Raw genomic sequence first — 15,670 nt, forward strand, 5'->3', positions numbered from 1 at the left:
TTTCCAAAGCCCTTATGACATTAATTTTGACATCGAAAGAGTTTGCTTTTTTTGACATTATAAATACTCCCCTTCGCGGAAACAGATTTTTGTTTTTTAATCTGTCTACTTAAAAGGGAGCATATCATTATGAAGACCTCAGTGACGGGGAACCAGGAGAATAGAGGTCCTCATCACCGTGATGAAGACCTCAGTGACGAGAAATCTGGAGGAGAGAAGTCCTCATCCCCAATATGAAGCCCTTGGACTGTTGACTTCATTCACCTAAGGGTCCAAGAAGATGTTATTACTTGATTTAACTGTAAAAGCTCTAACATTTCGTTCTAGTAATCTATAGCTGTTGATTGGAGCAAAAGACCGAGACTCCTGAGGGAGATAGTGCTAGGTGAAGACCCCGTAGGCATAGCCGAGAAGGCTCCAGCAGCGCCACTAGGAAAGCGAAGCCATTTGCGGAAATCAACAGCGGTGCATAATTAGCAAATAAGATTAAAACCGGTCGGTTTGCCCGGTTTTCCTTATATTAATCCATTAAATTCCAATTATTATAATATTTCTTGTATTCCAATTCTTTCATACGTTATAATAATTTCAAATGACATGGAGCGGATATTGATTTGGCACTAGGTAGCTAAAAATTTAATAGATCTCTTGATGCAAAGCGTGCATTATCGTCATAATTCGGTTTACAGATATATAGGAGGTAAAAAAGTGAATACACCACAGACAGAGAAACTTAAAGTGTTTGCCCTCGGGGGGATCGGGGAAATCGGTAAAAATATGTACGTTCTAGAAATGGAAGATTCCATTTATATCATGGATACAGGTGTCATGATTCCAGAAGATGGGATGCTCGGTATTGATATGGTCATACCAGATACGACATATCTTGAGGATAATAAGGACAAGATTCAGGGAATTTTCCTCACACATGGACATGAAGAACATATGGGAGGACTTGCATATATCCTTAGGAAATTTAAAGCTCCTGTATATGGTACCAAGTTTACTCTAGCGCTTGCAAAAGAACTTGTAAACGGGCTTGGATCTAAAGGGCAGGTGGAGTTTAAAGAGGTAGATGACAGCACTGTCCTAGAATTGCCCGAAACGACAGTAACCTTTTTTAGAACGAACCACAGCATTCCGGATTCAGTAGGAATTTGTTTTTACACGCCACAAGGTGCAATCGTTCATACAGGTGACTTCAAATTTGATCAATCCCAATTATCCCAAAATGCCGATTTGGGCAAAATTGCGGAAATAGGGAACAAAGGTGTATTGTGTGTTCTTTCAGATAGTACGAATGCAGAGAAACCTGGTTATACGATTTCTGAATCCGTTGTCAGACAAGAAATTGCGGATGTAACTTATAATGCAAAAGGACGTGTGTTTGCTGCGTGCTTGTCTACAAATGTCGGTCGAATTCAACAGATTGTTCAAGCTGCTGTGGATAGCAACAGAAAGCTTGTAGTCGTTTCTCATCCAACAGATCGGAACTTCACGATTGCAACAGAACTCGAATATTTACACATTCCAGATGACCTGCTTGTACCTGTTCATGAACTTGGCAACTTAAAAGATGATAATGTAGTTGTCCTTACAATCGGGACGCATTCTCAACTTATGTCTTCCCTTTTGAAAATGGCCAAAGGTACTCATAAACATGCTCAAATCAAACAACAAGACATTGTTATGATTGCAGCTTCCCCGTCACCTGGTACAGAATTAACGGTAGCTAAAGTGATAGACAAGCTCTACAGGGCCGGAGCAGTTGTCATTTATGGTCAAAAGAAAATTCATTCTTCTGGTCACGGTTGTCAGGAAGAACTTAAGTTAATGTTAAACTTACTTAAGCCAAAATATGTTCTTCCTATCCAAGGAGAGTTCAAAATGCAAAGAGCGCTCTCTAAAGTAGCCGAAAGCGTCGGAATTGATAAGGAAAATATTTTCTTATTGAATAAGGGAGAAGTCGTTGAGTTTAACAAAGGTACTGGGAAATATGCTGGGAAAGTATATGCCGGGAATGTACTTATAGATGGTCTTGGAGTTGGGGACATCGGTAACATCGTTTTAAGAGATCGCAGGTTATTGTCTCAAGACGGCATTATGGTGGTGGTTGTTTCCATTAGTAAAAGCCAAAAAAGAATCATTGCAGGTCCAGAAATTCTTTCAAGAGGTTTTGTATATGTCCGTGAGTCAGAAGAGCTTCTGGACAAGGCAAATGCTATCGTAACAGAAATTCTCGACAATGCCGTTAAAGAACAGATTCTTGAGTGGTCAAGCTTGAAGCTTAAAATTAGAGAATCTCTTAATCAGCACTTATATGAAAAGACTAGACGTCGACCAATGATCCTTCCTATTATCATGGAAGTGTGATAGCGTTTCTTACCCGCAATGTGGCAGTTACTGTCATGCTGCGGGTTTTTCTTATAGTTGCGAATGAAAAAAAGCATCGCGTCAATACTATACTTGAGAAAACTTATTTTATAAGGGACGGAAGGAGATTGTCGCATGTCTGATTATACATACCAGTCATCGGAACAACCACAAGGAGAGCCTAACAAACCAGATGCAGGAAAGGACTCCTTAGTAAATAAAATTCAGCAGCTTGGTCAAACGAATGTTGCGCAAATGCCATCTGACTCCAAAATACATTGTCTAACCATAGTGGGTCAAATTGAGGGACACGTCCAATTACCTCCTCAAAATAAAACAACCAAATACGAACATGTCATTCCTCAAATCGTTGCAATTGAGCAAAATCCAAATATAGAAGGACTGCTAGTGATTTTAAATACGGTGGGTGGGGATGTCGAAGCTGGATTGGCTATTTCCGAAATGCTAGCATCCTTGTCAAAACCAACAGTCTCACTCGTACTTGGTGGCGGACATTCTATCGGTGTTCCTATTGCAGTGTCTTGTGACTATTCCTTTATTGCGGAAACTGCCACCATGACGATTCATCCAGTGCGATTGACAGGGTTGGTCATCGGTGTTCCTCAAACCTTTGAATATCTTGATAAGATGCAAGATAGAGTCATCAACTTTGTAACAAAAAACTCAGGTATTCCTGAAGAGAAATTCAAGGAATTGATGCTCTCAAAAGGAAATCTCACTCGCGATATTGGGACAAATGTAGTTGGTGCGGACGCTGTCGAGTATGGATTGATTGATCAAGTAGGGGGAGTAGGAGAAGCCATCCGAAAGCTAAACGAGATGGTAGAAGCTAAAAATCCAGGTAAGACAGAAGAAGGGAAGATGCTGCAATGATTCTCTATACGACCATGCCTCAGGAATTGATTTTTCCAGTGGAGAATGGAGAATATGAAAAGCAACGTGTGATAGATTTTAACGGCGTTTCCTTGGTTGTTCAACAAACAGATATGAACGCCTATCAAATCGTCCGAAATTTGAGCACAGACCCGGCACACTATCTTAGCAACGAGTATTCTCCAGGTCAAACGATTAATTTTCTTTAACACCGTTTCAAGTGTTAGGGCTTATGTTATAATACAAGCATCAGAGGAAAAAGCAGCCAGTATTTGTTGGCTGCTTTCGTCTTCTCATTATGGTCAGATAGGTGAGAATAATGTCAAAACGAAAAAAGAGACAAAGAAAAACCAAAAACCGGGATGAATGGAAACGCACAGTCACCTTTGAAGTGATGGGGCTGCTGTTGTTAGCCATTACATGTATAGCGATTGCCAAACTTGGTATGGTAGGACAAACCTTTGTTCTATTATTTCGTTTTTTTAGTGGAGAATGGTATATGCTCATGCTTCTTGGGTTATTACTCTTATCCGGATATATTATTTGGAAAAGAGAGTTACCTACCTTCTTCTCAAGGCAATTGGTAGGTGTATATGTTATTATGATGTCTGTTTTATTACTTAGCCATGTTACCCTGTTCAGGATGCTGTCTCGCGGAGGCTCATTTGCTGATCCTTCTGTTATCGGCAATACTTGGGAGCTTTTTTGGCTGGAAGTAAACGGAGAAACAAGTACAACAGACCTCGGTGGGGGAATGATGGGTGCAATATTATTTGCTCTGTTCCATCTCCTGTTTGATGCACGAGGTGCACAGTGGATAGCAATGATATTCATCGTAATCGGAATTATTTTAGTTACAGGTAAATCCCTCAATGATACTGTAATCAAAGTCGCTGCAGGCTTATTTGGATTTGCAAAGAACCAATGGCTAGCATTCATGGAAGATATGAAAGGTTGGAAAGAGGACAGTAATAAACGTAAAAAAGAAAAACAGTCAGAAGAGAAAAAACAAAAGGAAGAAAAAAAAGAAAAAGCAGAAGAAGTCCTTGTTGTCGAGGATACTTCAACAGAAGAACTTATCTCTCCTCCTATCATCTCATCTTTTAACGACCGAGAAACAGAAATAAATCAGGTGGAGGCGGAGCCTATAGCTTCTACTTCTAGAAGTGATGAGAAAGATGCGGGCCAAGAGGAAGCCGGAGAACTAATTGCAGGTCCAATGGCCTTTACAGAAGTGGAAAATAAAGAATATGTTCTTCCATCTCTTGATCTTCTAAACAAGCCAATAGCGAATCATCAGACTACAGAACATGAAAACATTTATCAGAACGCTAGAAAATTAGAGAAGACGTTTGCAAGTTTCGGAGTTAAAGCAAAGGTAACAAAGGTTCATCTCGGTCCAGCCGTGACAAAGTATGAAGTATATCCAGATGTCGGTGTTAAGGTCAGCAAAATTGTAAACTTAAGCGACGATTTGGCGCTTGCCCTGGCTGCCAAAGATATACGTATAGAAGCTCCGATACCTGGTAAATCAGCTATTGGGATAGAAGTGCCAAATAATGAAGTGGCAATGGTGTCCTTAAGAGAAGTATTAGATACCAAACAGGCCGAAAAGCCAGATGCAAAGTTATTGATTGGATTAGGTCGTGATATTTCTGGGGATTCCGTCGTAGCTGAGCTCAATAAAATGCCCCATCTTCTAGTTGCCGGCGCAACTGGAAGCGGAAAAAGTGTTTGTATAAACGGAATCATCACTAGTATTTTGGTACGTGCAAAGCCACATGAAGTGAAAATGATGATGATTGACCCGAAAATGGTAGAGTTGAACATGTATAACGGGGTGCCTCATCTTTTAGCACCGGTTGTAACAGATCCTAAAAAGGCTTCCCAAGCATTGAAAAAAGTAGTAAATGAGATGGAACGTCGTTATGAACTGTTTTCTCACACCGGTACAAGGAATATCGAGGGTTATAATGATTACATAAAGAGACACAACCAAGATGAAGAGGCAAAGCAGCCATCCTTGCCATACATTGTGGTGATCGTCGATGAGCTTGCAGACCTAATGATGGTTGCTTCCTCCGATGTGGAAGATTGCATAACAAGGCTTGCTCAGATGGCTCGTGCAGCTGGAATACATCTAATCATTGCCACACAACGACCATCTGTAGATGTTATAACAGGGGTAATTAAAGCGAATATTCCATCCCGGATTGCCTTTAGTGTTTCTTCACAAACTGACTCTAGAACGATATTGGATATGGGTGGAGCGGAAAAACTTCTTGGTAGGGGGGATATGCTGTTTCTACCGGTAGGTGCTTCCAAACCTATAAGGGTACAGGGGGCATTCCTGTCTGATGAGGAGGTCGAACGAATTGTGGACTTTGTCATCGATCAGCAGAAAGCACAATATCAAGAAGAAATGATTCCTCAAGATATCAATGAAGAAGTGGAAGATGTAAATGACGACCTATATGATGATGCAGTTCAGCTTGTCTTAGAGATGCAGACTGCCTCTGTATCCATGCTTCAGCGTCGTTTCCGCATAGGTTATACAAGAGCTGCAAGGCTTATCGACGCCATGGAAGTAAGGGGAGTAGTCGGTCCATATGAAGGCAGCAAACCGCGTACAGTATTAGTATCAGGAAATCAAAGTGAAGATGTAGGTTCATAAAAAAGCAATAGAACAGGCGGCTATCAAAAGCCGTCTTTTCTATTCCTAAGAAAAGAAAAAGAAATCATACAATACAGTTGATTTCCGTTTCAGGCGCTTCGCTTGCCTGCGGGCGGTCCGTGAGCCTCCTCGGCTTCGCCTGCGGGGTCTCACCTGTCCCTTCCTCCCGCGGGCGTCTGCGCGCTTTCCACTCCAATCAACTATGTGACTTCATTCAACTAATGGGTAATAAAAAGTCATCTAACCGAGTTGTCTGAAAAAACATTAACTTTTTGTTTTTCTTATTTTTAGCTGTGGATTGGAGCAAATGGCGGAGACTCCTGCAGGGGAGTAGCGGCAATGTTGAGACCCCGCAGGCTTGCCGAGGAGGCTCAAGGTCGCCCCGCGGAAAGCGCAGCCATTTGCGGAAAGGAACAGCGGCGAGCAACCAATTCGCTGAAATTATTAAATTATATTTAATCAGTAGGTTTATGTCCTACTATATTTTTATTGGGAATATGTATAAATCGCTTACTTTTTCGACAAAATCCTTTAATTTCTATTTATTTTACCCCTAAAAAGTGTTATATTATTTTGGATTAATAGGAAAACATGAAAAATGTTTTGTAAACGGTTAATGGGGGATCAGTTATGACGATTCGGTCAGACAGCAGACATTTGTATTTACTAGTTGTAGACAAATTAAAGCAAGATATCGAGAACAAGGTGTATAAAGAAAAAGAGAAATTACCTTCCGAATTCGAATTGTCTCGACGACTAGGAGTTAGCAGGGCAACTTTGCGAGAAGCATTGCGCGTGTTGGAAGAAGAAAATATTGTTGTAAGGAGACACGGTGTTGGAACATTTGTTAATTCCAAGCCTCTATTCTCATCCGGAATTGAACAGTTGAATTCTGTAACGGAAATGATTTCACAAGCTGGAATGAAACCAGGGACAGTCTTCTTAACTTCCACAATTGAGACACCAAGCGAGGAAGAATTAATTAAATTCAATGATAAAGAAATTCGTGAAGTCCTTCATTTTGAACGTGTACGAACGGCGAATGATCTTCCGGTTGTTTACTGTATTGATAAAATTCCTACCACGATTGTAGAAGACTATCAATCCTATAAGAATGAATCACTCTTAAAACTTCTTGAAAAAGAAGCAGGAAGATATATATCTTATGCCGTAACACATATCGAACCGATTGGCTATCATGATAAAATTTCACCTATCCTTGAGTGTGAACCTGAAACGGCATTACTTGTACTAAAACAAATGCACTACGATCAAAATGATGAACCAATTCTTTATTCACTCAATTACTTCCGAGCAGACAAATTTAGTTTCCATGTATTAAGAAAGCGTCCATAGAAGTTTTTTAAACACCACGAAATTGTGGTGTTTTTAATTTGTGCATCTCTAGGTTGTCTGACTTGTAAATCTTTCTAATTTAACGTTATATTGGGTTTAGGACTATTTTTTGAACGTTATAGAAAGAATAGTACTGTCTATATTTTTATACGATTAACTAACAGGATGAAATCTGTTGTGCTAAGCATCAAAGTAAAGGAGGAGATTTCTTGAAACTAGTTGATGAAAGAACGTACACGCTTAATGGAATTAACGTTCACACTATCCCGACCAATAAATTCAAGACGAATACTATTGTATTGAAAGTAAAGGCTCCGTTATCAGAAGAAGATGTAACAGTTCGTGCTTTAATGCCGTATGTCCTTCAAAACGCAACAGAGTCCCATCCCCAACCTTCCCAATTCAGAGCATATCTTGATGAATTATATGGTGCTAGCCTTGCAGTGGATCTAAGCAAAAAAGGCGAAGATCACATCATTTCTATAAGGTTGGAAATTGCCAATGAAAAGTTTCTTAAAGATTCCACACCTCTCCTTGAAAAAGGGATTGAGTTGTTAAGTGAAGTACTATTAAAGCCCGTAACCGAAGGAAATGGCTTTAAGACAGCTACAGTGGATAAAGAAAAAAGGGCGTTAAAACAAAGAATCCAATCTGTATACGATGATAAAATGCGTTATGCAAGCCAACGCCTTATTGAAGAGATGTGTGCAGAAGAACCTTACCGCCTGAGTGCAAACGGTGAGAAGGAAAAAGTAGATGCCATCACATCAGAATCCCTATACAACTATTATCAAAACATGTTAAAAACTAATGATATTCATCTTTACTTGGTTGGCGATATAAAAGAGGACGAAGTAGATGAATATGTAAAAAAGTACTTTGTATTGCCTGATCAGGATAACAAAGTAACCTCTGCTATTTCGCAACCTAATAAAGATAACAAAGATCCGAACGAAGTAATTGAGCGCCAGGATATTAAGCAAGGGAAATTAAATATTGGGTACAGAACGAATGTGACATTCAAAGATGATCTTTATTATGCTTTGCAAGTCTTTAACGGTATCTTTGGTGGATTTTCCCATTCCAAGCTCTTTATCAATGTAAGGGAGAAGGAAAGTTTAGCATACTATGCTGCGTCACGGGTGGAAAGTCATAAAGGATTGTTACTCGTCATGTCAGGTATTGACTTTTCTAATTACGAAAAAGCGGTAACAATCATCAACAAACAGATTGAAGCGATGAGGCAAGGAGAATATACCGACGGGGAAATTTCTCAGACCAAAGCGGTCATAAAAAATCAAATTCTTGAAACTATTGATACAGCAAGAGGATTGATTGAAGTCCTCTACAACAATGAAGTATCAGAAGTTGACAAACCAATTGAGGCATTCCTTGAAGGGGTAGAAAATGTTACAAAAGAGCAGATTCAGGAAGTTGCCAAGTTGATAGAACTCGATACAACCTATTTTTTAACTGGGAAGGAGGCGTAAGAGATGGAAAAAATCGAATTTAAACAACTGGAAGAGAACCTATATCATGAAACGCTTGACAATGGTTTAGAAGTGTACCTTTTGCCGAAATCAGGGTTTCATAAAACGTACGCAACATTCACGACAAAATATGGATCTATCGATAATAAATTTGTACCACTTGGTCAGGACGATTTTGTAACGGTACCAGATGGAATCGCTCATTTTCTCGAGCATAAGCTTTTTGAAAAGGAGCATGGGGACGTTTTCCAAGATTTCAGTAAACAAGGTGCCTCTGCCAATGCCTTTACATCTTTTACAAGAACGGCCTACCTATTCTCCAGTACATCAAATGTTGAACAAAATCTTGAAACCTTGATGGATTTTGTGCAAGCACCGTATTTTACAGAAAAAACAGTGGAGAAAGAGAAAGGAATTATCGGTCAAGAGATCACGATGTATGAGGATAATGCCGATTGGCGTGCCTATTTCGGATTAATTGAAAGCATGTTCCATACTCACCCAGTTAAAATAGACATCGCAGGGACCATTGATTCCATCTCCAACATAACAAAAGATCTTTTGTACACATGCTATGAGACCTTTTACCATCCGAGCAACATGCTCCTATTTGTTGTAGGACCTATGGATACATCCGAAATGATGCAATTCATCAAAGACAATCAAGCAAAGAAAACATTTAAAGAGAAAGAAGAAATTAAACGTCAATTTGATGAAGAACCTACAACAGTGAACGAAAAGAAGAAAGTTCTAAAAATGAATGTCCATACGTCAAAATGTATGGTGGGTGTTAAGGAGTCTAATCCAACGAAACAAGGAACGGAGCTTCTCAAGCATGAATTGACAGTGAACATATTACTTGACCTTTTATTCGGAAAAAGCTCCGATCACTACCAAAAGCTTTATGATGACGGTCTGATTGATGAGACTTTTGCTTATGATTATACGGGAGAAAAGGGATTTGGCTTTGCCATGCTAGGCGGGGATACTTCAGAGCCTGACAAATTAGCAGAAAGAGTACAAAGTATATTGCTACAGTTTGACCCAGGTTCCATTGAAGAACAGGAACTTGAAAGAATTAAAAAGAAAAAAATCGGATCATTCTTACGTGCTCTTAATTCACCAGAGTTCATCGCAAACCAATTCACCCGTTATGCTTTTAATAATATGGACCTTTTTGAGGTCACACCTCAACTTGAAAAGATTACGCTTGAAGACCTACAAGCGGTTGCTAAAGAATTTATCAAGGAAGAAGCATTTACAACGTGCCAAGTTGTGCCAAAATAAAGAGACAACGAAGTCCGGTTCGAGACTACACGAACCGGCTTCTTTTTATAAAGGATGATAAATATGAAAAAAACAGCACTTTTAATTGGGGCAAGCGGTGATATTGGCAGAGAAATCGCCAAAACCCTTTTGAAAGAGGGGTACACAACCTATCTACACTATAATCAGGATAAGCAGTCCATACATAAGCTACAGAATGAATTTGGGGAGGAAAAGGTTATCCCCATTCAAGCAGACCTGACCACCATTGATGGCGTGGAAAAGTTAAAAAACAGTACCTATACATCTGTTGAAGCAATTATCTATAATGCAGGTACTACCTTTTATGGATTGATGACAGACATCGACGAACAATCAAAGCAACAAATGATACAACTTAACATAACATCGTTATATTCAACCATCCAAACATTTCTACCGGAAATGGTGAGAAAGAGATGTGGCAATATTGTTGTGGTTTCTTCGATTTGGGGAGAAATAGGGGCTTCATGTGAAGTGCTTTATTCCATGACTAAAGGTGCACAGATCTCTTTTGTAAAAGCTTTGGCGAAAGAAGTAGCGTTGAATGGAATTAGAGTGAACGCGATAGCGCCTGGAGCGGTGTCCACAAAAATGCTGAATAATTTATCTGAGGAAGAAAAACAGGACTTAAGTGATGATATACCGATGGGCAGATTAGCTCAACCATACGAAATTGCTGATTCTGTAAGCTTTTTGCTTTCTGAAAAGTCCTCTTATATCACTGGACAAGTACTGCGCGTAAACGGCGGATGGAATTAATAGACCATGCATAAATCAGCTAGGAGCATCGCATACTAACTCTTGAACAAATGTGGAAGGAGGAGTTAATATGTCAGTACTTGATAACTGGGAACAATGGAAAGGTTTTTTAGGTGACCGTCTAAATCATGCAGAGCATGAAGGAATGGACAATGGAGCTATTTCTCAACTTGCTTATGAAATCGGTGACTATCTTGCAAAAGAAGTGGAAGCGAAAAACCCTCAAGAAAGAGTGTTAGCTGACCTTTGGAAAGTGGCAAGCCCAGAAGAGCAACATGCAATTGCCAATATGATGGTGAAATTGGTTCAAAACGACTCAACGCATTAAGAGAGGCCTCTACCTCTCTTTTTTTTGTTCCCAAAAATCATAAGTAATTACTTTCTTATTAAAGAAATATTGGATATGATAGAAGTAACATATACATGAACGATTTGTTAGAGAGGATGAAGGGGTTTGATGGAGAAAAAAGAGTGGTATTTAGAATATGAAATACATATCAATAGGCCAGGACTACTTGGGGACATCGCTTCCCTTTTAGGTATGCTATCCATCAATATTGTGACAATCAACGGGGTGGATGATGCAAGAAGGGGAATGTTATTGCTAAGCGACTCAAATGAGCAAATAGTCCGTCTTGAATCTATCCTAAATACGATGGATAATATAACTGTTACAAAGCTGCGTGAGCCTAAATTGCGCGATCGATTAGCTGTGCGACATGGAAGATACATACAGCGAGATGCAGATGATAAAAAAACGTTCCGCTTTGTACGGGATGAATTAGGATTATTGGTTGATTTCCTTGCCGAACTCTTTAAACAGGACGGTCATAAGTTAATTGGAATCAGAGGCATGCCTCGTGTAGGCAAAACGGAGTCCATTGTTGCTTCAAGTGTCTGTGCAAACAAAAGATGGTTATTTGTATCTAGCACATTGTTAAAACAAACCATTCGAAGTCAATTGATTGAAGATGAATATAATGTGGACAACCTATTTATTATAGATGGTATAGTATCAACCAAAAGGGCAAATGAAAAACATTGGCAGCTAATTCGTGAAATAATGCGTATATCTGCTGTAAAAGTGGTTGAACATCCTGATATTTTCGTGCAAAATACAGAATATAAACTAGATGATTTCGATTATATTATTGAACTTAGAAATAATGAAGATGAAGAAATCACCTACGATGTGGTGCAACCAAATAATATGTTTGATGAAAATCCTTTTGGGGGTTTTGATTTCTAAAAATGTTGGAAGGTGTAATTGTTGACAGAACTAGGTAATAGACTGAAACAGGCAAGAGAAGAAAAAGGCTTGTCCCTGGAAGATTTACAAACCGTTACAAAAATACAAAAAAGATACTTAATCGGAATAGAAGAAGGCAATTATTCCATCATGCCTGGTCAATTTTATGCCCGTGCATTTATCAGACAATACTCTGAGGCTGTGGGACTTAATCCAGAACTTATCTTCGAAGAATACAAAAACGATATCCCTGCAAATGACAAAGATGAAATTCCTCAGTTGTCTAGAGTGAAGACTCGTAAACAGGTGCCATCGTCAAAAAATACAAAGGTTTTTAATTTTATCCCTAAAGTGTTAATGTTCTTGGCCTTTGTTGCTGTAGTTGCCATCATTTATGTACTTGTTCAAAACTGGGGAGTTGGAGGGGCATCTGACACGCAAGAGGAAAACAAAAACGTAGTCATTGACCCTGCGACGTCAGAAAATGAAGATGAAGCTGAAAACGAAGAACAAGAAGATGAAAAGGAACAGCCTGAAGAGACGGAGAAAGAAGAACCTGTAGAAGAGGAAAAATCAACAACAGGTACTTTAACTGAAGTAAGCTCAAACAGTCCAAATGCAACATTAGAACTAAAGGATACGGATAAATTTGAAGTGGAAATCTCTGCAGAGGGCCGAAACACTTGGGTAGGAGTAAGTAATGAGTCAGGAGAGTACTTCCTTAACAAAGAGCTTAAAGACGGAGAATCGGAAACAATTGATTTATCCGCCCAAAAAGAGATCTTATTTAATGTAGGTTGGGTGCCAGCAACTAAAATTATGATCAATGGCGAACCATTTGATTTTCCTTTTCCAGTAAATGACGTTACAACACAGAGAGTCACTATTAAATTTGTATCAAATGGTCAACAATAAAGTCATCAGGATGATGGCTTTTTTTGTACAGACCTTTTGAATGGAGCTTACAACAAAGCCAACAATTGAGCTAACAACCTTAAGCAAACATTAGACAAACCTGTATATTTTATGTATAGTGGAAAAGCAATATTGAATGCTGGAGGAATGAACGTGAATTTACCTAACAAAATTACTGTTTCAAGAATCTTTATGATCCCTATCTTTATGATTCTAATGCTTGCACCATTAAATTGGGGGGACCTTACCATTGGAGATGAGTCCATTCCTTACACACATCTTCTTGCTGCACTTATTTTTATCATTGCATCCATCACCGACTGGGTAGATGGTTATTATGCAAGAAAACTAAATCTTGTAACCAACCTTGGAAAGTTCCTAGATCCACTTGCAGATAAGCTTTTGGTGTCCGCAGCATTAATTGCACTTGTCGAGTTACAATTGGCTCCAGCGTGGATTGTCATTGTCATCATCAGTAGAGAATTCGCTGTCACCGGACTCCGACTAGTACTTGCAGGAGAAGGGGAAGTGGTTGCAGCAAACATGCTTGGCAAAATCAAAACCTGGGCTCAAATAATTGCAGTATCCGCACTTCTTTTACATAACTTGCCATTTGAACTAATCGGTTTCCCATTTGCCACCATTGCATTATGGATAGCAATGATCTTTACCATTTACTCTGGCTGGGATTACTTCTATAAAAACAGACAAGCATTTGTTAATTCTAAATAATCTATATAAAACGTTTATTTATTAAAGTTTATAGCTGTGGATTGGAGCAAAAGGCGAAGACTCCTGAGGGAGATAGCGGTAGCTTGAGACCCCGCAGCAGAGCGAGGAGGCTCAAGCACCACCCCTTGGAAAGCGAAGCCATTTGCGGAAATTTACAGCGGCGTTATTCGGAATTCTAAAACTGTAATAAGGGGAGAGAGTGCCGTGATTAGAAATGCAGAGATTATTGCCGTAGGCTCTGAGTTACTATTGGGACAAATTTGTAATACAAATGCCCAATTTCTTTCCAAGCAACTCGCAGAATTAGGGATCAACGTTTTTTATCATACGGTGGTCGGAGATAACCCTTCTAGACTCGAAGAAGTAATAACAACAGCTAAACAACGTTCTAACCTCCTTCTATTCACCGGAGGACTTGGACCCACAAAAGATGACCTGACAAAGGAAACCATTGCAAGAGTGCTGAATAAACAATTGGTAATGGATGATCAAGCGCTGATTAACATTCAGGATTATTTCAAAAAATCACACAGAGTGATGAGTGAAAACAACAAAAAGCAGGCGCTAGTATTAGAAGGCTCCTCTATTTTGGCAAACGACTTTGGGATGGCCCCTGGAATGGCGCTGACAGAAGGCTCTCATACATACATGCTCTTACCTGGTCCTCCTAAAGAACTTCAGCCTATGTTTTCTGTCTATGGCAGAGAATACCTGCTAGATAAGCTTGGAGTCAGAGAGCAAATCGTCTCCAAAGTTCTCCGTTTCTTTGGCATTGGGGAATCACAACTGGAAACAGATATTGAAGATATCATTGACCGACAAACAAATCCGACCATCGCACCGCTTGCGGGGGACAATGAGGTTACACTTAGATTAACGGCCAAGCACCAATCCATTGAGGAAGCAAATCGGTTAATTGATCAATGCGAAAAAGAGATTTTGGAAAGAGTCGGTGATTTCTTTTTCGGGTATGACGAGGATACCATCTACTCGGTTCTTTTTGAAAAAATACAAAACTCTCATTACACTCTGAGCAGTGCCGAGAGTCTTACCGGCGGTTTGTTCTCTGAGAAAATGACAAGTTTCTCAGGTGCTTCCAAAGTTATGGAAGGTGCTATTGTCAGCTATACTAATAGCGTGAAGGAAAAAGTGCTTGGCGTGAAAAAACAAACACTTGTAAACGATGGAGCAGTAAGCGAGCAGACAGCTAAAGAAATGGCAATCGGCGTTAAAAAATTGCTGCAAACAGATATCGGCATTAGTTTTACAGGAGTTGCAGGACCTGAAACAATGGATAATCAACCAGTCGGCACAGTGTTTATCGGAATAGCTCTTCCGAACGGAGAAGCTTCCGTTCACAAAATCCACTTAGCCGGAACGCGGGATGGCATCAGACATAGATCGGCAAAATACGGCTGTCACTATCTATTGAAAGAGTTGTTCAAGTAGTTGAGGGAGACTTCAACTGCTTTTTCTTTTGGGTCGGTAGATGAATAGACGTGATTGCTGAACTTTCGGGGGTTAGTGGGAAAGAAGGAGGAAACGGAAGTGATTTGCGCTAAGATCTTATGAAAAGGGAGCATTTTGAGTGCGCATAAATTAATTCGGACAAAATAATCAGGACTTCGGACATTTTAGTACAGATTTGGACATGGGTTCGGACGATTAGAGGTGGTTGTTAGGACAAGAATTCAGGGTGTTCAGTCATTTGAAAAATTGGTTGGGTCAACTTTTGAAAAACTTCGGCCAACTTTGCGAAATCTTCGGTCAACTTCTTTAAATCTTCGGTCAAGAATACAAAAACTTCGGACAATTCATATCTAGCCATTCCTTGGTTATCTCCACCCCCTCAGCCAAACAAAAACTCAATTAAAACCCAATTTTGTATTTCCCCTCAAATCCCGCTCAGAAAATCGCTTT

Annotated in this window: 14 protein-coding genes; 13 read left to right on the forward strand and 1 reads right to left on the reverse strand. The window is 39.6% G+C overall.

Going from position 1 to position 15,670, the window contains the following annotated elements:
- The first annotated feature begins 708 nt into the window (after positions 1-708).
- From HC179_RS01325 to HC179_RS01385, 13 genes are all read left to right on the forward strand, one after another.
- Positions 709-2,373, forward strand: coding sequence for an RNase J family beta-CASP ribonuclease (locus HC179_RS01325; RefSeq protein WP_168862702.1), 1,665 nt, complete (start codon positions 709-711; stop codon positions 2,371-2,373).
- 135 nt (positions 2,374-2,508) lie between these two features.
- The gene (locus tag HC179_RS01330; protein ID WP_148986445.1) at positions 2,509-3,267 is read left to right on the forward strand and encodes a ClpP family protease; all 759 of its coding nucleotides are present in this window, start codon (positions 2,509-2,511) and stop codon (positions 3,265-3,267) included.
- On the forward strand, positions 3,264-3,476 hold the full coding sequence (locus HC179_RS01335) for a YlzJ-like family protein (RefSeq protein WP_168862703.1): 213 nt from the start codon (positions 3,264-3,266) through the stop codon (positions 3,474-3,476). The genes HC179_RS01330 and HC179_RS01335 overlap by 4 nt, the downstream gene beginning before the upstream one ends.
- Before the next feature lie 110 nt (positions 3,477-3,586).
- Positions 3,587-5,941 (forward strand): DNA translocase FtsK, encoded by a 2,355-nt coding sequence (locus HC179_RS01340; protein WP_168862704.1) that lies wholly within the window; start codon positions 3,587-3,589, stop codon positions 5,939-5,941.
- A 630-nt stretch (positions 5,942-6,571) separates the two neighbouring features.
- Positions 6,572-7,297, forward strand: a complete 726-nt coding sequence (locus tag HC179_RS01345; RefSeq protein WP_168862705.1) for a GntR family transcriptional regulator — start codon at positions 6,572-6,574, stop codon at positions 7,295-7,297.
- Positions 7,298-7,506: 209 nt separating this feature from the next.
- The gene (gene yfmF / locus HC179_RS01350; protein WP_168862706.1) at positions 7,507-8,787 is read left to right on the forward strand and encodes an EF-P 5-aminopentanol modification-associated protein YfmF; all 1,281 of its coding nucleotides are present in this window, start codon (positions 7,507-7,509) and stop codon (positions 8,785-8,787) included.
- Between the two features lie 3 nt (positions 8,788-8,790).
- Complete coding sequence (yfmH, locus tag HC179_RS01355; protein ID WP_168862707.1) at positions 8,791-10,074, forward strand: EF-P 5-aminopentanol modification-associated protein YfmH; 1,284 nt, start codon at positions 8,791-8,793, stop codon at positions 10,072-10,074.
- Positions 10,075-10,137: 63 nt separating this feature from the next.
- On the forward strand, positions 10,138-10,854 hold the full coding sequence (ymfI, locus tag HC179_RS01360; RefSeq protein ID WP_168862708.1) for an elongation factor P 5-aminopentanone reductase: 717 nt from the start codon (positions 10,138-10,140) through the stop codon (positions 10,852-10,854).
- A gap of 70 nt (positions 10,855-10,924) precedes the next feature.
- Complete coding sequence (locus tag HC179_RS01365; RefSeq protein WP_168862709.1) at positions 10,925-11,182, forward strand: DUF3243 domain-containing protein; 258 nt, start codon at positions 10,925-10,927, stop codon at positions 11,180-11,182.
- 129 nt (positions 11,183-11,311) lie between these two features.
- Positions 11,312-12,103: a DUF3388 domain-containing protein gene (locus HC179_RS01370; protein WP_010193276.1), complete on the forward strand. Its 792-nt coding sequence runs from the start codon at positions 11,312-11,314 to the stop codon at positions 12,101-12,103.
- A 21-nt stretch (positions 12,104-12,124) separates the two neighbouring features.
- Entirely contained in the window at positions 12,125-13,018 is an 894-nt protein-coding gene (locus HC179_RS01375; RefSeq protein WP_168862710.1) for a helix-turn-helix domain-containing protein, read from the forward strand.
- Positions 13,019-13,165: 147 nt separating this feature from the next.
- Positions 13,166-13,750 (forward strand): CDP-diacylglycerol--glycerol-3-phosphate 3-phosphatidyltransferase, encoded by a 585-nt coding sequence (gene pgsA / locus HC179_RS01380; protein WP_168862711.1) that lies wholly within the window; start codon positions 13,166-13,168, stop codon positions 13,748-13,750.
- 207 nt (positions 13,751-13,957) lie between these two features.
- Complete coding sequence (locus tag HC179_RS01385; RefSeq protein ID WP_168862721.1) at positions 13,958-15,199, forward strand: competence/damage-inducible protein A; 1,242 nt, start codon at positions 13,958-13,960, stop codon at positions 15,197-15,199.
- 229 nt (positions 15,200-15,428) lie between these two features.
- Here HC179_RS01385 and HC179_RS01390 read toward each other — a convergent pair whose 3' ends face one another.
- Positions 15,429-15,578 (reverse strand): hypothetical protein, encoded by a 150-nt coding sequence (locus HC179_RS01390; RefSeq protein ID WP_168862712.1) that lies wholly within the window; start codon positions 15,576-15,578, stop codon positions 15,429-15,431.
- Positions 15,579-15,670: the final 92 nt, after the last annotated feature.

It is taken from the genome of Bacillus sp. RO1 (genome assembly GCF_012524115.1).
In the GTDB taxonomy this organism is placed as follows: domain Bacteria; phylum Bacillota; class Bacilli; order Bacillales; family Bacillaceae_I; genus Sutcliffiella_A.

Coding starts and splice junctions, on each gene's coding strand:
- HC179_RS01345 (WP_168862705.1), top strand. CDS start 6,572: ATGACGATTCGGTCAGACAGCAGACATTTGTATTTACTAGTTGTAGAC.
- yfmH (WP_168862707.1), top strand. CDS start 8,791: ATGGAAAAAATCGAATTTAAACAACTGGAAGAGAACCTATATCATGAA.
- HC179_RS01390 (WP_168862712.1), bottom strand. CDS start 15,578: ATGGCTAGATATGAATTGTCCGAAGTTTTTGTATTCTTGACCGAAGAT.
- HC179_RS01330 (WP_148986445.1), top strand. CDS start 2,509: ATGTCTGATTATACATACCAGTCATCGGAACAACCACAAGGAGAGCCT.
- HC179_RS01340 (WP_168862704.1), top strand. CDS start 3,587: ATGTCAAAACGAAAAAAGAGACAAAGAAAAACCAAAAACCGGGATGAA.
- pgsA (WP_168862711.1), top strand. CDS start 13,166: ATGAACGTGAATTTACCTAACAAAATTACTGTTTCAAGAATCTTTATG.
- HC179_RS01335 (WP_168862703.1), top strand. CDS start 3,264: ATGATTCTCTATACGACCATGCCTCAGGAATTGATTTTTCCAGTGGAG.
- HC179_RS01365 (WP_168862709.1), top strand. CDS start 10,925: ATGTCAGTACTTGATAACTGGGAACAATGGAAAGGTTTTTTAGGTGAC.
- HC179_RS01370 (WP_010193276.1), top strand. CDS start 11,312: ATGGAGAAAAAAGAGTGGTATTTAGAATATGAAATACATATCAATAGG.
- ymfI (WP_168862708.1), top strand. CDS start 10,138: ATGAAAAAAACAGCACTTTTAATTGGGGCAAGCGGTGATATTGGCAGA.